Annotated in this window: 14 protein-coding genes; 6 read left to right on the top strand and 8 right to left on the bottom strand. The window is 71.3% G+C overall.

Features of this window, described 5'->3' with window-relative positions:
• Positions 1–3: 3 nt before the first annotated feature.
• Complete coding sequence (locus HED23_RS09940) at positions 4–732, bottom strand: tyrosine-protein phosphatase (protein WP_203187429.1); 729 nt, start codon at positions 730–732, stop codon at positions 4–6.
• Between the two features lie 64 nt (positions 733–796).
• On the opposite strand from HED23_RS09940, the gene HED23_RS09945 reads away from it, so the two are divergent.
• Positions 797–1,531 carry a CDP-alcohol phosphatidyltransferase family protein gene (locus HED23_RS09945; RefSeq protein ID WP_203183038.1) on the top strand — a complete coding sequence of 245 codons (735 nt, stop codon included), beginning with the start codon at positions 797–799 and terminating at the stop codon, positions 1,529–1,531.
• Here HED23_RS09945 and HED23_RS09950 read toward each other — a convergent pair.
• Positions 1,500–1,949: an adenylyltransferase/cytidyltransferase family protein gene (locus HED23_RS09950; protein WP_203183039.1), complete on the bottom strand. Its 450-nt coding sequence runs from the start codon at positions 1,947–1,949 to the stop codon at positions 1,500–1,502. The two genes, HED23_RS09945 and HED23_RS09950, sit on opposite strands and share 32 nt — an antisense overlap.
• A gap of 166 nt (positions 1,950–2,115) precedes the next feature.
• Here HED23_RS09950 and HED23_RS09955 point away from each other — a divergent pair, with 166 nt between their 5' ends.
• From HED23_RS09955 to HED23_RS09965, 3 genes are read left to right on the top strand one after another with little or no spacing between them, the layout of a single operon-like run.
• Positions 2,116–3,360, top strand: a complete 1,245-nt coding sequence (locus HED23_RS09955; RefSeq protein WP_238441903.1) for a glycosyltransferase — start codon at positions 2,116–2,118, stop codon at positions 3,358–3,360.
• The gene (locus HED23_RS09960; protein ID WP_203183041.1) at positions 3,357–5,045 is read left to right on the top strand and encodes a lipopolysaccharide biosynthesis protein; all 1,689 of its coding nucleotides are present in this window, start codon (positions 3,357–3,359) and stop codon (positions 5,043–5,045) included. The genes HED23_RS09955 and HED23_RS09960 overlap by 4 nt, the downstream gene beginning before the upstream one ends.
• Complete coding sequence (locus tag HED23_RS09965) at positions 5,042–6,283, top strand: hypothetical protein (RefSeq protein WP_203183042.1); 1,242 nt, start codon at positions 5,042–5,044, stop codon at positions 6,281–6,283. The genes HED23_RS09960 and HED23_RS09965 overlap by 4 nt, the downstream gene beginning before the upstream one ends.
• Here HED23_RS09965 and HED23_RS09970 read toward each other — a convergent pair.
• Positions 6,252–7,766, bottom strand: coding sequence for a hypothetical protein (locus tag HED23_RS09970; RefSeq protein ID WP_203183043.1), 1,515 nt, complete (start codon positions 7,764–7,766; stop codon positions 6,252–6,254). The genes HED23_RS09965 and HED23_RS09970 overlap by 32 nt on opposite strands.
• 133 nt (positions 7,767–7,899) lie before the next feature.
• Here HED23_RS09970 and HED23_RS09975 point away from each other — a divergent pair, with 133 nt between their 5' ends.
• The gene (locus tag HED23_RS09975; protein ID WP_203183044.1) at positions 7,900–9,057 is read left to right on the top strand and encodes a glycosyltransferase; all 1,158 of its coding nucleotides are present in this window, start codon (positions 7,900–7,902) and stop codon (positions 9,055–9,057) included.
• Between the two features lie 4 nt (positions 9,058–9,061).
• Here HED23_RS09975 and HED23_RS09980 read toward each other — a convergent pair whose 3' ends face one another.
• Genes HED23_RS09980 through gmd form a run of 5 tightly spaced genes read right to left on the bottom strand, consistent with a single transcriptional unit; the run spans position 9,062 to position 16,629 of the window.
• Positions 9,062–9,889, bottom strand: a complete 828-nt coding sequence (locus HED23_RS09980; RefSeq protein WP_203183045.1) for a glycosyltransferase family 2 protein — start codon at positions 9,887–9,889, stop codon at positions 9,062–9,064.
• Positions 9,889–10,590: a hypothetical protein gene (locus HED23_RS09985; RefSeq protein WP_203183046.1), complete on the bottom strand. Its 702-nt coding sequence runs from the start codon at positions 10,588–10,590 to the stop codon at positions 9,889–9,891. The genes HED23_RS09980 and HED23_RS09985 overlap by 1 nt, the downstream gene beginning before the upstream one ends.
• On the bottom strand, positions 10,587–12,842 hold the full coding sequence (locus HED23_RS09990; RefSeq protein ID WP_203183047.1) for a LamG-like jellyroll fold domain-containing protein: 2,256 nt from the start codon (positions 12,840–12,842) through the stop codon (positions 10,587–10,589). Before HED23_RS09990 ends, HED23_RS09985 begins: the two co-directional genes overlap by 4 nt.
• Positions 12,839–15,619 carry a LamG-like jellyroll fold domain-containing protein gene (locus HED23_RS09995; protein ID WP_203183048.1) on the bottom strand — a complete coding sequence of 927 codons (2,781 nt, stop codon included), beginning with the start codon at positions 15,617–15,619 and terminating at the stop codon, positions 12,839–12,841. Before HED23_RS09995 ends, HED23_RS09990 begins: the two co-directional genes overlap by 4 nt.
• Entirely contained in the window at positions 15,616–16,629 is a 1,014-nt protein-coding gene (gene gmd / locus HED23_RS10000) for a GDP-mannose 4,6-dehydratase (RefSeq protein ID WP_203183049.1), read from the bottom strand. Before gmd ends, HED23_RS09995 begins: the two co-directional genes overlap by 4 nt.
• 114 nt (positions 16,630–16,743) lie before the next feature.
• Between gmd and HED23_RS10005 the strand changes: the two genes are divergently transcribed.
• On the top strand, positions 16,744–17,727 hold the full coding sequence (locus HED23_RS10005) for a GDP-L-fucose synthase family protein (RefSeq protein ID WP_203183050.1): 984 nt from the start codon (positions 16,744–16,746) through the stop codon (positions 17,725–17,727).
• Positions 17,728–17,824: the final 97 nt, after the last annotated feature.

A 17,824-nucleotide genomic window follows, 5' to 3' on the forward strand; every position in this document is an offset into this window, starting at 1 on the left:
CCGTCAGCCTTCGAGCAGCCGGCGGCGCAGCGCGTCGATCGTCGCCCCGGTGACCCCGAGCCGGCCGGTGACGTATCCGTGCACCGAACCGTGCTCGGCCGTCAGACCGGCCAGGAACAGCCGGATGACCTCCTCGGGTGCACGTCCGTATCCGGGCCAGGCCGGTGTGCGGCCGCCGTGCGCTGCCGCCCAGTCGGCGACGAGCAGCTCGGTGGCCGACTCCGTGAGGGCGAAGTCCTCGGCCACGCCGTCCTCGTCGACACCGAGGAGGGACAGCACCAGCGCGGCCACCAGACCGGTGCGGTCCTTGCCGGACGCGCAATGGAAGACCAGGGGCCCCGCACTCTCCGCGATGGCCTCCAGTGTCTGCCGCAGCTCGACCGCACCGTCCTCGGCGACCTCGGCGTACCGGTCGGCGAGGTGACGCCAGGGGTCGAGCTCCGGGTCGATCGCCGCCTGGTCGTACGGACGGTGCTCGATGCTCAGATTGAGGTAGGTGAACCGTTCGACGGCGGGGACCCGGCCCCTGGCCGCTGTCTCCCACGGATAGCGCAGATCGATGACGGTCCGGACACCGAGGGCGAGGAAGCGCTCCCAGTCGGCGCCTTCCAGCTTGCCGAGCGAGTCCGAGCGGTACAGCAGTCCACGGCGGACCGTGCGGCCGTCCGCCGACCCGAGGCCACCCAGATCACGGAAATTGTGCAGCCTGTCGAATGCGATGCGCCTCTGTATCTCCACGCCGGTCACACTATTTCTGCGATGATGCGGCGGGAAACATCCGGGCGCTGGGGGGCGTATGGGAAGCACGGGTACGACGCTGCGAGAACTGCGCGGCGCACAGAAATCGTCCAAGGGTGTCTCGCTCTACTCACGGTACGTGAACCGGCCGGCCGGGCGCCTGCTCGCGGCGGGTGCCTACCGCGCCGGGCTGACTCCCAATCAAGTGACTTCGGTCAGCGCGGTCTTCACCTTCGTCGCGATCGCGGGTGTGGCGCTCCTGGAGCCTTCCTGGTGGCTCGGGGTGGCCGTCTACGCGGGTCTCGCCGTCGGCTTCGCCTTCGACTCGGCCGACGGGCAGCTGGCGCGTCTGACCGGGCGGGGCGGGCCGGACGGCGAGTGGCTCGACCACGTCGTGGACTGCGCGAAGATGATCCTGGTCCACAGTGCCGTGCTGATCTCGTTCCACCGGTTCGGCGGCCTGTCCGACGAGGGTCTGCTCCTGCTGCCGCTCGGCTTCCTGTTCGTCGCGGTGCTCACGTTCTGCGCGGGACTGCTCAGGGAGCAGCTCGGAAAGGCCGCAGCCCGGGACGCGCCGGCGGCCACCACCGCCACGCCGCCTCCGGTGTCCCGGATCAGGGCCGTGGCCCTGCTGCCCGCGGACTACGGGGTCTTCTGCCTGGCCTTCCTGCTGCTGGGCGCACCCGGGGCCTTCCGGGCCGGGTACGCCTTGCTCGCGGCCGTGCACGCCCTGTTCCTCGTGGCGTTCCTGGTCAAGTGGTTCAGGGAGCTGAAAGCGCTCCGGGCCGGGTGACGAGTACGTCCAGTGCCCGGCGCAGCTGGGTGCTGGACGTGTGCACCGTGTAGGGGAAGTAGACGACCTCCACCCCGACCTCGGCGAAGTCCCGCTCCAGGCGCTGTCCCTTCTCGGTGCCCCGCCAGTCGTCGCCCTTGAAGATGACGTCGAAGCGGACCTGCTGCCAGGTCTCGACCTTGTCCGGAACGGTCTCCACGAACGCCGCGTCCACGTAGCGCACGCTGCGGACGATCTCCAGCCGCTCGGGCAGCGGGATCACCGGAGTGTGACCCTTGGCCAGCGCGGCCATCTCGTCCGACACCACTCCCGCGACCAGGTAGTCGCACTGGCTGCGGGCGTGCCGAAGGATGTTCAGATGGCCTACGTGGAACAGGTCGTACACCCCCGGCGCGTAACCGACTCTGTGTTGCACCATCCGTTCTCTCCCCCCACGGTGGAACTGGTTCAACGACCTTACTGTGAAGAACACTTGTGCATCCCGTGAACGGATAAGCTCAAAGAAGAGGCTGTTCCGGGGGGAAGGCGATCATCCGTTGTCCGCTGCTGAGCATCAGAGGCCGTTCGAAAACCGCAGACTTCTCGTGGTCTCCACCAACTACGCCCCCGAGCTGACGGGCATCGGCCCGTACGCCACCCAGCTCGCCGAGCACTGGGCCGCGTGCGGGGCCAGGACCGACGTCCTGACCGGCATGCCGCACTACCCCGCCTGGCGCGTGGACGAGCGGTACCAGGGGGTGTGGCGCAGGGAGGAGAGCCGTGAAGGGGTGCGTGTGCACCGGCGACGGCACTATGTGCCGGCCCGTCAGACGGCTCTGCGGCGAGCGGCGTTCGAGGCCTCCGTGCTCGTCCACGGGATCCTCGCCCCTCCGCCGGGGCGCCCCGACGCGGTGATCTCCCAGATGCCGAGCCTCGCGGGCGGCGTGATCGGGGCCCGGCTGGCACGCCGCCACCGCGTGCCCCACATACCCGTCGTCCAGGACCTGATGGGCGCCGCCGCCGCGCAGAGCGGCATCCGTGGGGGAGGCGGAGCGGCGGCCGTGGCCGCGAGGGCCGAACGTCACGCGCTTCGCGGCGCGGCCCTCGTCGGCGTCATCCACGAGAGCTTCGTGGAGGGCGTCACCGCCCTCGGAGTGGATCCGGAACGCATCCGCGTGGTCCCCAACTGGACCCATGTACAGAGCCCTTCGGCCGACCGCGCGGCCACCCGCGCCCGGCTCGGCTGGGCCGAGGACACCACTGTGCTGCTGCACTCCGGGAACATGGGACTCAAGCAGGGGCTCGACGTCCTGACCGGCCTGGCGCGGCTGGCGCCGGACATCCGGGTCGTCCTGATGGGCGACGGCAACCAGCGCGACGGACTGCGTGAGCGGGCGGCCGGGCTGCCCAATCTCGACTTCCTCCCGCCGGCGGGCGCGGACGACTTCACCGATGTGCTCGCCGCCGCCGATGTGCTCGCGGTGACCCAGCGGGCCTCCGTGCTCGACATGAGCGTGCCGTCCAAGCTCACCTCGTACTTCGTCTCCGGGCGTCCCGTCGTCGCCTCCGTCGCCGGTGAGGGCGGTACGGCGGACGAGGTGCGCCGTTCCGGCGCGGGTGTCCTCGTGGAACCCGAGGACCCGGCGGCGCTCCTCGCCGCCGTGCGGCGCCTGACCGCCGATCCGGTGGCGGCGGACGCGCTGGGAGCTCAGGGTCCGCGGTACGTCGCACAGCACCTGAGCAGGGAGGCGGGCCTCGCCCGGTTCGACGCCCTGCTCGCCGAGGCGCTCGGGCACGCACGGGCCGGGGCCACGCGAACCGGCGACACACGAGGGGGAGCAAGCCGATGACGCATCAGATCCGTCCCCTGGACGACCAGGACGAACCGGCGCTGCTGCGCGATCAGTTCCGCCAGCTCCTGCGCTACCGCGCGCTGCTCGCCGGGGGCGTGGCCCTAGGACTCCTCGGCGGAGGATTCCTCGCCCTGAGCGGCGACGACACGTACACGGCCACCGGTGAGGTGCAGGTGCGCTCCGCGACCGCCGATCCCTTCGCCACCGGAGCCTCCGCCGACAAGGGGATCAACATCGGGTCCGAACGGCAGACCGCGGTCAGCGACACCGTGGGCGAGCTGGCCGCCGGAACCCTGCTCAAGAAGGACGACGACGTCACCGCCCGGAAGCTGCTCGCCGGTCTCCAGGTCACCAACCCGCCCAACACCCTGACCCTCCGCTTCTCCTACACCGGTGCCACCCCTGAGCAGGCCCGGTCCCGCGCCGAAGCCCTCGCCAACGGCTACCTCGCGCACCGCAAGGCGCGCACCGAGGAGAGCATCGACAACATGGCGAACGGCTATCGCGCCCAGCTCGAACCGCTGGAGGAGAAGCGCGACCTGCTGGAGGACCGGACCGGAGTCGACGCCGCGGACGACGTCAGCAGTGCCCGGGCCAACATCATCGTCTCCATCTCCGAGCTGAGCCGGAAGATATCCGAGCTCAAGGCGCTGGACACCACCCCCGGTTACCTCAACAAGAAGCCCGTCGCCCCCACCGAGCCCGCCGGCGCGGGCCTGCCGTTGCTCCTGGGGCTCGGCGCGGTCGTCGGCCTCGCCCTCGGACTGCTGCTGTCCTGGGTGCGTCTGGTCTTCGACCCCGCCGTACGCTCGCCCCGGGAGCTCGTCCGCTCCCTCGGGGCCCCGCTGCTCGGCACCCTCCCCAGGGAACGGGCGGCCGCCGGCACCCTCCTCGCCATCGGCCGCAGCGGTTCGCGGCTCGCCGAGGAGTACCGCGCGGTCGCCTTCCGGCTCGCCTACGACCCGTCGTTCGCGGAGCGGCGCCGGCTCCTGGTCACCGCCCCGCGCGGGGACAACACGGCGGCGGCCGCCGCCGCGGTCAACCTGGCCGCCGCCTTCGCCGAGATGGGCCGCGACGTGCTGCTCGTGGAAGCCGATCTGCGCACCCCGTCCCTGGCCCGCGACCTGGGGCCGGCCGCCCACGAGGTCCGGCCGCCGCGCTGGGCCGCCGAGGAGGGCGACCGCACCTGGCCGGCAGGCGGCCGCTCCAACGTGGACGTGCCGGGCTCCGGGGCGTTCGCCCTGGTGACCGGGACCACGGCGGACAACGTGCCACGCGCCCTGACCTCCGCGTCCGTCGGGCGGATCGTCGCCGAGGCGGACCGCCCCGGCGCCGTGGTCATCGTCCTCGCCCCGCCCGTACTGTCGTACGCCGACGCGGTCGCCCTCGTCGACCGGGTCGAAGGGGTCATGATCGTCTGCGACCCGCGCGAGGTGCACCGCAGCGATCTGGAACGCATCCGCGAGATCATCGGGGCCTCCGGGGGATCCGTGGTCGGCGCCCTGCTCCATCCCGGCAGGGGGCGGCTGCGCCGTCCCGAACGCAGGCCGAAGTCCGGCCGGCGCCGCACCGGAGGCGGTCCCGGCGGCCCGGCCGACGCGGCCGACGCGCCTGAGATCACCGGAAACCCCGACGAGACCATGGGGCTGCGCTCCGTCACGCTCCCGGGGGCGCGCCGGTGAGAGCCCGCACCGCGATCCTCTGCTCGGTCGCGGACCAGGGCGTGGCGGCGCTCACCAACATCCTGGTGCTCGTCGCCGCGGCCCGGCTCTCCACCGTGGCCGACTTCGCCCGCTTCTCCGCGGTCTACCTCGTCTTCACGGTGCTGCTCGGCGTCTTTGGCGCCTACACCGGCCAGCCGCTGGTCCTGAGGCGCGGCGCGGAGGAGGACACCCGGGGAGCCTGCCGTTCGGCCGTCGTGTTCACCGTCGGGGCCTCGGCGGCCCTCGGCGCCCCGTCGGCCGTCGTCTGCCTCATGGTCCCGGGGGACACCGCCCGCGCCCTGGCGATGCTCGGCCTCGTCCTCCCGGTGGTGCTGGGGCAGGACGCCCTGCGCTACGCCTTCTCCGCCCTTCAGCGGCCCCATCTCGCCCTGATATCGGACGTGCTGAGACTCCTCTGCGTGCTCGGCGCCCTGTCCGTGCAGGAGTACGGGGCCACCCCCGCCCGGCTCATCCTCGTCTGGGGCCTGTCAGCCCTGCCGGCCCTCCTGCTGTCCGCCGTGCTCCTGCACCGCTGGACCGCCGGGGCCACGCTGCTGCTGGGCCCCATGCTCAGGCGCGGCCACCTGGGGCGGCGCTTCGTCGTCGAGTTCGGGGTCGGCAACGCGACCGGCCAGCTCTCCGTCCTCGGTCTCGGGGCCGTCGGCAACCCGCTCCTGGTCGGCGCTCTGCGCGGGGCGACCACCCTCTTCGGGCCGCTCAACGTGCTGTTCACCTCCGCCACCTCCTTCGGCCCGCCGCTGCTCGGCCGCATCGGTGACGAGCGGCGCCGGATCAGGGCCACCGCGGGGCTCGCCGCCGCTCTCGCCGCGACCGCCGCCCTCTGGGCCACCGCGCTCGCCCTGCTGCCGGAACGGGCGGGCCGCGAACTCCTCGGTGACACCTGGCCCACCGCCGCCGCCCTGCTCCCGGCGACCGGCAGCCAGTACGCGGCGATGGCCGTGGGCACCTGCGGACTGCTCGCCCTGCGCATGCTCGACCCGCGTACGACTCTGAGCATCCAGGTCGTCTTCTCGCTCACCGCGGTGGCCTTCATGGCCGGGGGATACGCCCTCGGCGGCGTCCCCGGGGCCGCCTGGGGACTCTGCCTCGGGTCGCTCTGCAAGGCCGCCGCCACCTGGACCCGGGTGGCCGGGCTGCGCCGCCGGACCGCGGCAGGGGAGGGCGTCAGCGCCGACGCGCTGCCCTCTGCTCCCTGAACGTGGTGATCAGCACCAGGCACAGGGCGCCGATCGCCAGTTTCCCCGCCGCCTGGAGCAGCGGACCGCGCAGCAGGATGAAGGTGTAACCGGCGATGAGCGGAGCTGCGATCGCCAGCACACTGCCGGGGCCGGGCCCCGCCCGGGTGACGGCCAGCGCGTACCTGCGGTCGGTGCGGGCCGCCACGTAGCCGATCAGCGCCAGGCCGCCGATCATGCCGGACGCGCCGAAGTCCACCCAGAACTCGGTCCACAGCGGAGCCGACAGGTTGGTCATGTTCATCCCCATCCACTCGCCGACCCGGACCCCGGTGTCCTCGGGCTTCCCGCTCCACACCGCTCTGGGGACGAAGAAGAGCGCGGAACCTGCCAGTTGACGGCCGTACGTGTGCCCCCGGGTGTCCACCCAGGAGATCGTGTTGGCGAACATCACCGTCTGGTCGTAGTCCTTGGTGGCCAGCGGCTCGAAGACGGAGGCCGACTGCACGGGCCGGTACCCCTCGTCGTCGTAACGGAAGCGGTCGGCGTACGGGAACAGCACCAGCGCGCCGACCACGCCCATGGCCAGCACCGAGCGGTACATCGCCGCGCTGCTCGGGAACGCCGTGAACAGCAGGGAGACCAGCACGGTCAGGAACCAGTAACGCGCGTTGGATATCGGGTTGTTCACGACCAGGTTGACCACCGCGAGCGCTGCCCACACCAGCACGGTCGACGGAGAGCGCCGCGCCCGTCGAGAGGTCACCAGACGCCGCGTGAAGAAGAGGAACGCGAGCAGCGCCGGCACCGTGCCGAAGCCCTTCAGGAACGCGGAGCCGACGTTCGACTCGGCCGACGTCACCCCGCTCTGCGCCACGGTGTCGCTGATCTCCTGGCGGCTGGAGAAGAACACCCCGGGTCCGCCGAGCTTGAGCACGTAGTATCCGCTCGCCAGCAGCGCGAGCAGCACCAGCAGCCGCAGTCTGACCGGGTGCGCCACGGCCGGTCCGCCGGTGGAGCGCGAGGACGCACGGCGCCGCAGCGGCCGGCGAGAGGCCAGCAGCGCACCCAGGTCGAAGGCCGCGCACCCCACCAGGATCATCGCGATCGCCGTCACCAGGTCCGAGCGCGGTCCCACCATCGGCGTCGGTGTCTGACCGATCACCACCTGGGCGAACGGCGCGACACCCATGGCGATGTACACGAACATCCAGAAGACGCCCTGGAGCAACCGCCGCCGGGTGGACAGGATCATGGTGGCGAGCCTGGCGCCCGCGTAACACGTCAGGACCAGCTGAAGCCAGTACGCGGTGTCCCGGACGCCCGGACCGGGCTGGGCGGCGATCACCGCGGGCAGGAAGCAGACCAGGCCCAGGATGAGCGGCACGGAGAGCGCCCGCGAGAGCATCGCCCAGGTCAGGGGTCGCGCCGGCGGCTCGACGGGAGGGCGCGGCGGGTCCTCCCGGGCGACAGCGGCCCCCACCGACTCGTGCACGGTAGTCATGACCCCCCGATCACCGGCCCCGAAGGCCCCGTCCGCAAGCCTCGTGGCCCACGAACACTCTAACGAACACGCCCACTTGAGGTGGTCCGATGGCTAGTCTGTGAACAGTCGGCCGAGGTTGAGGGGAACCCTGGTGAAGGTCCTGCACATCGTCACCCTGCACACGCCTGATCACGCGTTCGGCGGCCCGACCCGGGTCGCGCTCAACCTCTCCAAGGTCCAGCGGGCGGACGGCGACGACGCCCGCATCATGGCGTTGGGGGACGGCTTCGAGGGCGAGCTGCCCGGTGAGGTCGAAGGAGTGCCCGTGCACCTCTTCCAGGCCCGCCACCTGCTCCCGAGGTTCGAGGTCAGCGGCATCACCTCCGCCGCGCTCCTGCGCACCGCGCGCCGCATGATGCGGGGCGCCGATCTCGTCCACGTCCACCTGATGCGCGACCTGGTGACCCTGCCGGCGGCACTGCTCGCCCTGGCCACCCGCACGCCGCTCGTCGTCCAGACGCACGGCATGGTCGACCCGACCGAGAAGCGGGTCGCCCAGCTCACCGACCTGCTGGGCGTCCGCACGGTCCTGCGCCGGGCCGACGCCGTGCTCCACCTCACCGAGACCGAGCGCCTCGACGTGAACGCGGTCGCCGCACCGGTCGCCCTCACCAACACCGTCCGGCTGGTCAACGGCGTCCGCCCGCAGGAGCGCAAGCCCGCCCGTGAGCCGGGCCGGCCGCCGAACGTGCTGTTCCTGGCACGCATCCAGGAGCGCAAGCGGCCGGAGGACTTCGTCGCCGCCATGCCCGCGGTCCTGGCCCGGCATCCCGACGCCCGCTTCGTCCTGGCGGGGCCGGACACCGGCGCCCTCCCCGGAACGCTCGCGCTCGCCCGCAGGCTGGGTGTCATGGACTCGCTGGACCACGTCGGGTCCCTCGGCCACGAGGAGGTGCTCGACGCCGGCCGGCAGGCAGACGTGTACGTCCTGCCGTCGATCGAGGAGCCGCTCGGCGTCTCGGTCCTGGAGGCCATGTCCGTCGGCACGCCCGCCGTGATCACCCGCACCTGCGGACTCGGCCCGGACGTCGCGGAGGCGGGAGCGGGCCGGGTGATCGACAGTAGGGCCGGCGAGGACGCTGAGAACGCACGCAAGGTCGCCGACGCGATCCTGGAGCTGCTGGAGCCCGGGGCCGCCGACCGTGCGGGCAAGGCCGCATGGGACCTGGTCAACGGGCACTTCACCATCGAGGTCGTCACCCGCACCCTCCGGCAGACCTACGAGGACGTGGTCCGCCGGAGGGCGTGATGCCTCAACCGGTCTTTCCCTCCCTCGACTTCAGGGCTATCTGCCAGCGGTAGAAGCTCATCGCGAGCGCGAAGTCCAGGCCGGCACGCCCGTCGAGGAACCCCCGCCGGTAGACGTACATGTAGGCGAAGGAAACCAGCGGCTTGAACGGCGCTTTGTGGAAGAGCTGTCCCTGGCGGGACTTCACCTTCCGGACCTGCTCCTTCACATCGGGGTGGTGCTCGAGCCACGCCTCCCAGTCCGAGTAGCGGTTGTGCCGTTCGAACCAGGCGGTGACCGGGTCCAGGTCCTGGTGCTCGATGGGGTTGCTCAGCGTTCCGGCCGTCGCCGCGACCGGCTGGTAGTGCCCCTCGACCTCCCCGATACCCGGCGCCGCGAGGTCGCCGACCTCCGGGTAGTGGCACCGGGTCCGGTCGGTCAGGGACCGCTTGCGGATCGTGTAGCCGTGCCGCAGCCGCTTCCCCGAGAACCAGTAGCCCAGCGGGATGTCGTACGCGGCCGGCTTCGGGCTGTCCGCGTCGGCGAATACCCTCCGCAGCTCCGCCAGCAGCCCGGGACTGAGCCGCTCGTCACCGTCGAGCAGCAGGATCCAGTCCAGATCCGTCCGGACGTTCTCCAGGCACCACTGCTTCTTGCGCGGATGCCCTCCGTCCCAGGTGTACGTGACCACCTCGGCCCCGCACTCCTCGGCGATCTTCGCCGTGTCGTCGGTGCTGTGGGAGTCCACCACGACGACCGCCTCGAAGTGGCCCAGGACCGACTTCACCGCCTCGGCGATGTTCAGTCCCTCGTTCTTCGTGGGGATCGCCACCGCGATCGGCAGTCTGCTCATCAGTTGTCTCCTTCGGGCAGCCAGGCGTAGCAGCCTGTGGAGGTGAGGGCGCGGGCCGCTTCCGGGACGGTGATCTCCACCGGCTTCCCTGTGTCGGAGGAGCCCGAACCCAGCTCCTTGCCGTTCGCCCCGGTCAGCTGCCAGCTACAGGCCCTGGTGGGGGAGGGGGCCGTGTACCGTCCCGCCCGGAGCGCCGCGCCCTCGTGGGTGCCGTCGGCGTAGCCGAGCGCGGCCCGGTCGACAAGGTCCTGGTGCTGCGGGCAGAGATGGGCCACGGCCGGCTCCGCGTCCGCGACCTCGCCGGAGACGATCGCCCCCACGGCGATGTCCCGGTCGGCCTTGACCAGATAGCGGAGCCTGTCACAGGTCTCCTGCCCCGTCTGGAGCACGGCGGCCGGGTCCATCCCCTTGGGCACGCGGTCGGTCAGGTACTCCTTCTGCTTCTTCGTGAAGGACCCGGTGGCCGGGGTGATGTCCCCGGCGGGAGCCTTCGGCGCGGTGCTGGGCATCGGGGCCCCTGTGCCGGACGGAGAGACCGCCGGCCCGGCCACGGGGGACCCGGAGGAGACGGCGGCCGAGGGCGTGCTGCTCGCCGCCGCGGCCTTCCCGCCCTCGTCGCCCGACCCGCCGGAGGAGCCGCAGGCGGCCAGCACCGCCGTCGCGAGGGCGACGGCGGCGCCGGCCAGGAAGGGATGTCTCATTCACCCGTCCTCAGGGCGTAGTGCGCGCTTACCTGGGTGGCGCTCAGTGCGGTCGGGTACACGGCGGTCTCGTCGATCTGACCGGCGAAGAAATAGCTGGTCGGGCTGTTGGCCCAGCCGCCCGTGCTGTCTCCGCCGACCCGCCAGTAGCCCGGGTAGTCCTCGTTGCCGGTGTAGAGGATGTTCGACGCGCGCAGCTGCCCGTCGACGTACAGCCTCATGCCGCCGGTGCCCTGGGTGGCGACGACGTGGTGCCAGCTGCCGTCGTTGTACTTCCCGGCCGTGGTCACCGTGCGGCGGCCGCCGTTGTGGACGCCGAAGACCAGCCGTCCGTCGTTGGCCATGTACACGTGCTTGTCGAAGCGGGTGCTGTTCTGCATGCTCAGATTGCCGAATCCGATGATCTTGCCGCCCCGCGTGGTGGTGGTCTTGATCCAGGTCTCCACCGAGAAGCGGGTGGGCTGCGAGTGGCGCTTGTTGCTGTACGCGTACTCGCTCGAACCGTCGAAGCCGATGGCGGTCGAATCGCCCGCGATCGCCGCCGGGGTCTGCCGGTAGGCGGGCGCGTTGCGCAGGAAGCCGCTGTTCAAGCCCCCTGTGGTGTCCGCCGCGAAGGTGGATGTGCCCTCGTCGTAGCGCCAGTAGAGCGAGGCGCCGTCGGACAGCACCCGCGCCGGGTAACCCTGGGTCGACGAGGCGACGGTCGCCGACTGTGCCGGTGACTTGGCGCTGGTGTTGGTGCCGTCGCTCGCCGTGATGCGGTACGAGTGCGTCTCGCCCACCGCCACGTCGGTGTCCGTCCACTTCAGCTGCGGGCGGTCCCAGAAGAGGGAGTAACCCGTGGCGGTGTGTACGGGCGTGCTCGCGCCGTCCTTGTAGATCCGGTAGGTCAGCTCCCCGTCGTCGGTGTCGAAGCTGGTCTGCCAGTTGACGTCGATCTGCCCCGGGGTGACCGTGGAGAGACTGACGTTCGGCACCCAGGGCGCCCCCGTGTCCGGTCCGTCCGCGAAGCGGGTCAGCCCCTGTTGTCCGGCCCCGTTGACGGTGGTGAACTCCCCGCCGACCCAGAGGTAGTGGTGGCCCCCCTTGTCGGTCTGTGCCATCACCCGGGGCCCGACGGGCTCACCGATCCCGTCGTTGGTGTCCGGGAACCATGGCAGCAGCGTCGGGTCGTCGACGGACTGGGCCAGCAGGTGCTTGCGCGGCTGGTCGGCGAACCCGCCCATGCTGGCGCAGTCGTGGGCGTGACTCCCGCTGTACAGCACACCCGAGTGGACCAGGACCGCCTGGGTGGCGCCCAGGCAGGTGTCCCGCCAGCGCTGCTCGTAGTCGTCGAGATCGATGGCGATCCGGCCGTCGAACACCCCTCCGCCGGTACCCTCGTTGGCGGTGTACAGCCCGGTCGCGTCCGTCGTGAGGTCCTGCACCGTCGAGGTGTTCGGGATGAAACCCGGGTAGCTCCTGGCGAGCGCGCCCGTGGTGGCGTCGACGACTGCCAGGGCGTGCGAGGTGGTGCCGTTGACGGTGAAGAAGTCACCGCCGAGGGCCACGTGCCGCCCGTCGGGTGTCACCTGGACCGCCCGGGCCACCTCGTCCGCGTTGGCCGTCCACGGCAGCAGGCCGGCGCCCGTGGTGACCGCGGCGAACTTGTTCCGCGTCTGGCCGCCCACGTTGTTGAAGTCACCGGCCAGGTAGACGGTGTCCGCGGTGACGTCCAGGGCCCGTACCGTCGCCGAGACGGAGATCTTGAAGTCCTGGCGGGGAGTGCAGGTGGCTGTGTCGACGGCCGCGATGTTGCTGACACCCACCCCGTTCACCGCACCGAACTGCCCGCCGGCGTAGAGGGTTCCGCCGTCGGGCGAGAGGGCCAGCGCCCGTACGGTGGCGGTCCCCGACGACTGGGTGAACGACAGGCTGCACCCCGTCGGCGCGCCCGTCGCCGCGTCGAACGCGGCGAAGTTGACCGCGGGCTCCTCGGAGGTGCCCGCCGCCGCTTCCGGCGGCCGGATCGTGGAGAAGGTGCCGCCGGCGTAGACGACCCCGTCCGTCGCGGCCATGGACCAGACGATGCCGTTGGTCTGCCAGGTGGTGAGGTCGTCCGCCGTGATGGACACCGGCGGTGTCAGCGCCGCCGCCGGGGAGGCCCCGGCCGCTGTCGCGGTCAGTGCTCCGGCGAACAGGCAGAGCGCGGCGGACGCGGCCCGCACACGGCCGCTCCTCCCATGTCTCCGCCCCGTGCTTCCGTTCATCATTCATCTCCGAAGGTGAGGACGAGCTGCGGCCGGTAGGCCGCGGTTGCCTCGCTCGACCAGATGCGGAGACTGTCCGTCCCGCTGCTGGTCAGGGCGAGTGAGGAGACGGAGCCGAGGGCCCCGTCCAGTGCGGACGCGTCCAGTTCCGCCGAGTAGCCGGTGGAGACCGAGAGCGCGCCGGTGATGGTCCCCAGCACGGACGTGGAGAGCGCCGGCCGGGTGTTGTAGGTGACCGCCGACTCGGTCCACGCGCCGGTGACCGGCACGATGCTGTGGCTGTCGGCCGAACCCGCCGTCGAGTCCGACGAGGTCCGGAAGGCGAGCCGCGCGGTCTTGAGCACCTGGCCGGCCGGAGCGGGCGGCAGCGTGAACCGCAAATAGCTCAGATAGGCCGTGGCGCCCCGCGAGGCGAGTTGGCTGTCGTTGTAGTTCGTGTTCGCCGCCACGCTGTTGACGTACGCGTCCTCGTCGGGTGTGAGCGTGACGGTGCTGTCCCCCGGGCCGGGCCGGGTGCCCGCCAGCTCGTGGTGTGCGGCGACCTGCGCGGCGGTGAGCGCCGACGGGTAGACCGCGGTCTCGTCGACCTGTCCGGCGAAGTAGTCGCTCGTGGGCCGGTTCGGCCAGGCGTTGCTCATGGCGTCCCCGCCGACCCGCCAGAACCCGTTGTACGAGCGGTTGCCGGTCGCCGTGTTCGTGCCGACCGCCTCCCCGTCGACGTACAGCACCATGCCGGACGGCCCCTGCGTGGCGACCGCGTGGTGCCAGGCACCGTCGTTGTAGGAGCCGGCCGAGGTGATGGTGGGCCGGGTGCTGCCGCTCTGCACGCCGAACGCCAGGCGGCCGTCGTTCGTCAGATAGACCAGCTTGTCGGAGATGCCGCTCGTGTGGCCGCGCTCCGTACCGATGTTGTTGCCGTAGCCCACGATGCGCCCACCGCTCGTCGACGTGGTGCGGAACCACGTCTCGACCGAGTACGGCGTGGGGGAGGTGTAGTGGTGCAGCCGGTCGCTGTAGACGTACTCGTCGCTGCCGTTGAGGGAGAGCGCGGCGGAACCGGCCACCGCCGACGGCGTGGCGCGGTAGGACGGCGCGTTCACGTACACCCCGCCGTTGCCGCTCGCGGACGCGTCGGCGGCGAAGGCGCCGCCCGCCTCGTCGTAGCGCCAGTACAGATCCGCCCCGTCCTCCAGGACCTGCTCCTGGTAGGGGGACGCCGACGACGCGGCGGTCACCGAGGCGGCGGCGGAGAGCGGGCCGGTGTTCGTGCCGTCGCTCGCCGTGATCCGGTAGCTGTACGTCCGGCCCGCCACCACGTTCCGGTCGGTGAAGGTCAGCTGCGGTCTGCTGAAGAACAGTGAGGAGCCCGTCGTCGTGTACACGGGCGTCGAGCCGCCGTCGCGGTGGACCCGGTAGGTCAGCAGGCTGTCGTCGAGGTCCAGGCTGCTGCGCCAGCTGACCTTGACCTCACCGGCCCGCGGCGCGGAGGCACTCACCACCGGTGCGGCGGGCGCCCCGGTGTCCGGTGTGTTCGCGAACCGGGTCAGCGCCTGCTGGCCGGTCCCGTTGACGGTGGTGAACTCACCGCCGACCCAGAGGAAGTCCCGTCCGCCGCGCGAGGACACGGTCAGCGCGCGTGGGCCGACGGGCTCACCGATGCCGTCGTTGGTGTCCGGGAGCCAGCCCAGCAGGTCCGGGTCGTCGACGGACTGGGCGGTCAGATGCTTGCGGACCTGGTTGGGGAATCCGCCCATGGTCGAGCAGTCGTGCACATGGCTGCCCGCGTACAGCACCCCCCGGTACACCCGGACCGCCTGCGTCGCGCCCTGGCAGGTGTCACGCCATCGCTGGTCGAAGCCGTCGAGTTCCATGGCCAGCCGGCCGTCGAACGACGAACCGCCCGCGCCCTCGCCGGCCGCGTACCAGCCGTCCGAGTCCGCGTCCGTGACGATGTCCTTGATGACGGCGGACGACGGTATGAAAGTGGCGCCGTAGGCGCGCGTGACAGCGCCTGTGGAAGGACTGGTGACCGCGAGCGCGTGCGAGGCGGTGCCGCCGACGGTGAAGAAGTCACCGCCGATGAGGACGCTGTCCCCGTCCGGTGTCACCCGCAGGGTGCGGCCCGGCTCGTCGGCGTCCGGATTCCAGCCGGTCAGAGCCCCCGCGGCGGTGACGGCGCCGAAGAAGCGCCGGGGAGTCCCGTTGACGGTCTGGAAGTCGCCGCCCGCGTACACGGTGCCGTCCGCCGCGACGTCGAGGGCGCGCACCGTCGCCCCGAACTGAGGTGAGAAGCCCGTACGCGGACGGCAGGTGGCGGTGTCGATCGCGGTCAGCCCGTTGGCGGCCGACCCGTTCACGGCGTTGAAGTAACCACCCACGTAGAGAGTGGACTTGTCGGGCGAGACGGCGAGTGCCCGGACCGTCGCCGTGCCGCTGCTGCGGGTGAAGGAGAGCGAACAGCCGGTGGGCGCGCCGGTCGCCGCGTCGAACGCGGTGAAGTTCACCGCGGGCGTCGTGTTGCTCCCGGCCGGGGAGCCGGCCGGCCGGATACCCGAGAAGGTGCCGCCCGCGTAGACCACCCCGTCGGCCTCGGCGAGCGCCCAGACGATTCCGTTGGTCTGGTACGTGGACAGGGCGTCGGCGGTGAAGCCGACCGGCGGGGTGAGCGCGGCGGCCCGGGGAGCGGTGGCCGAGGCGGCGCCCAGAGCGCCCGCGGTGAGAGCGAGGACCGACGCGAGTACGCCGCCCCGCGTGCGTCTGAGACGTCCGGGCCCTCTCATCGGTCGACCCGGACGGCGGACCCCGCGAGCTGGTCGCTCAGCTGCCGGATGTCGGCGTCCACCATGATCCGGGCCAGCTCGCGCGACTTCACCTCCGGCTTCCAGCCGAGGAGTTCCTCCGCCTTGGACGCGTCACCGATGAGCGCGTCGACCTCGCTGGGACGCTCGTACTTCGGGTCGTAGCGGACGTGTTCCGCCCAGTCGAGGCCCGCGTGCTCGAAGGCGTACTCGAGGAACTGCCGGACGCTGACGCCCTCGCCGGTGGCCACCACGTAGTCGTCGGGGGTGTCGCACTGGAGCATCCGCCACATCGCCTCCACGTACTCGGGGGCGTACCCCCAGTCACGCACGGCGTCGAGGTTGCCCAGGTGCAGCCGGTCCTGCAGGCCCGCCTTGATCCTGGCCACCCCACGGGTGATCTTGCGGGTCACGAAGGTCTCGCCACGGCGCGGGGACTCATGGTTGAACAGGATCCCGTTGGTGGCGAACATGCCATACGCCTCACGGTAGTTGACCGTCGCCCAGTACGAGTAGACCTTGGCCACGCTGTACGGGCTGCGCGGGTGGAACGGGGTCTTCTCGTTCTGCGGGGGCGGGCTCGCGCCGAACATCTCGGACGACGACGCCTGGTAGACCCGGGTGTCGATACCGCTGGCCCGGACCGCCTCCAGCAGGCGTACCGTGCCGAGCCCCGTGACGTCCCCGGTGTACAGCGGCGCGTCGAAGGACACCCGGACGTGGGACTGGGCGCCGAGGTTGTAGACCTCGTCGGGCTGTATGTCCCGCAGCAGGTTCACCAGCGCGACTCCGTCGGACAGGTCGGCGTGGTGGAGCACGAAGGAACGATTCGCTTCCTCGGGGCCCTGATAGATGTGGTCGATCCGCTCCGTGTTGAAGCTCGACGAACGGCGTATCAGGCCGTGGACGGTGTAACCCTTCTCCAGCAACAGCTCCGACAGGTACGAACCGTCCTGTCCGGTCACACCCGTGATGAGCGCGGTCTTTGCCATGAAGCCCCCCTCTGTGGTCGCCCTGCGGGCGTTTTGGTTCGCCGAAATATCAGGATCTGAGCGGAATGCGGCAAAGAGTCACCGAGGCGGCTCGCTGCTGGCAGAATCCGAGCCATGACGACCGATCTCCCCGGCCCCTCCCAGGAATCCGTCCGCCCCCTGCTGCGCCCCGGCGCCCGCATATTCGTCGCGGGCCACCGAGGCCTCGTCGGCTCGGCGCTGGTGCGCCGCCTCACCGCCGACGGCCACGAGGTGATCACCCGCGGCCGGGCCGAACTCGATCTGCGTGAGCCCGCGCCGACCGAGCAGTTCCTGCGTGACACCCGCCCGGACGCCGTCGTCCTGGCCGCCGCCAAGGTGGGCGGGATCATGGCCAACAGCACCCGCCCGGTGCAGTTCCTGGAGGACAACCTCCGGATCCAGCTCGCCGTGATCGCGGGCGCGCACGCCGCCGGGATCCAGCGGCTGCTCTTCCTCGGCTCGTCGTGCATCTACCCCAAGCACGCCCCGCAGCCCATCCCCGAGGACGCGCTGCTCACGGGCCCGCTCGAACCGACCAACGAGGCGTACGCGCTGGCCAAGATCGCCGGAATCGTGCAGGTCCAGTCCTACCGCCGGCAGTACGGCGCCTCGTACATCAGCGCCATGCCCACCAATCTCTACGGCCCCGGCGACAATTTCGACCTGGAGACCTCGCACGTGCTGCCCGCGCTGATCCGCCGCTTCCACGAGGCGAAGCGGGACGGCGCGGCTGAGGTCACCCTGTGGGGCTCCGGCAGCCCCCGCCGCGAGTTCCTCCATGTCGACGATCTCGCCGCAGCCTGTGTGCGGCTGCTGGAGGTGTACGACGGTGCGGAGCCCGTCAACGTCGGCTGCGGCGAGGATCTGCCAATCCGTGAACTGGCTTCCCTCGTGCAGGAGGTGACGGGCTATCAGGGCCGGATCGTCTGGGACACGTCGAAGCCGGACGGCACCCCGCGCAAGCTCCTCGACGTGTCCCGGCTCTCCTCCCTGGGCTTCAAGCCGCAGATCCCCCTGCGGGACGGCATCGCCCGCACCTACGCATGGTGGCTCGGCCGTCAGGCTCCTCGGTCCTGACGTTCCTGAGGGTCCTGAGGGTCCTGAGGGTCCGGCCGTTCCTGAGGGTCCTGAGGGTCCTGAGGGTCCGGCCGTTCCTGAGGGTCCGGCCGTTCCT

Source organism: Streptomyces pratensis, assembly GCF_016804005.1.
Lineage (GTDB): Bacteria > Actinomycetota > Actinomycetes > Streptomycetales > Streptomycetaceae > Streptomyces > Streptomyces pratensis_A.

Excerpts from the sequence above, each read along its gene's own strand:
- HED23_RS09945 (WP_203183038.1), top strand. The coding sequence starts at position 797 with ATGGGAAGCACGGGTACGACGCTGCGAGAACTGCGCGGCGCACAGAAA.
- HED23_RS09950 (WP_203183039.1), bottom strand. The coding sequence starts at position 1,949 with ATGGTGCAACACAGAGTCGGTTACGCGCCGGGGGTGTACGACCTGTTC.
- HED23_RS09960 (WP_203183041.1), top strand. The coding sequence starts at position 3,357 with ATGACGCATCAGATCCGTCCCCTGGACGACCAGGACGAACCGGCGCTG.
- HED23_RS09970 (WP_203183043.1), bottom strand. The coding sequence starts at position 7,766 with ATGACTACCGTGCACGAGTCGGTGGGGGCCGCTGTCGCCCGGGAGGAC.
- HED23_RS09980 (WP_203183045.1), bottom strand. The coding sequence starts at position 9,889 with ATGAGCAGACTGCCGATCGCGGTGGCGATCCCCACGAAGAACGAGGGA.
- HED23_RS09985 (WP_203183046.1), bottom strand. The coding sequence starts at position 10,590 with ATGAGACATCCCTTCCTGGCCGGCGCCGCCGTCGCCCTCGCGACGGCG.
- HED23_RS09990 (WP_203183047.1), bottom strand. The coding sequence starts at position 12,842 with ATGATGAACGGAAGCACGGGGCGGAGACATGGGAGGAGCGGCCGTGTG.
- HED23_RS09995 (WP_203183048.1), bottom strand. The coding sequence starts at position 15,619 with ATGAGAGGGCCCGGACGTCTCAGACGCACGCGGGGCGGCGTACTCGCG.
- gmd (WP_203183049.1), bottom strand. The coding sequence starts at position 16,629 with ATGGCAAAGACCGCGCTCATCACGGGTGTGACCGGACAGGACGGTTCG.
- HED23_RS10005 (WP_203183050.1), top strand. The coding sequence starts at position 16,744 with ATGACGACCGATCTCCCCGGCCCCTCCCAGGAATCCGTCCGCCCCCTG.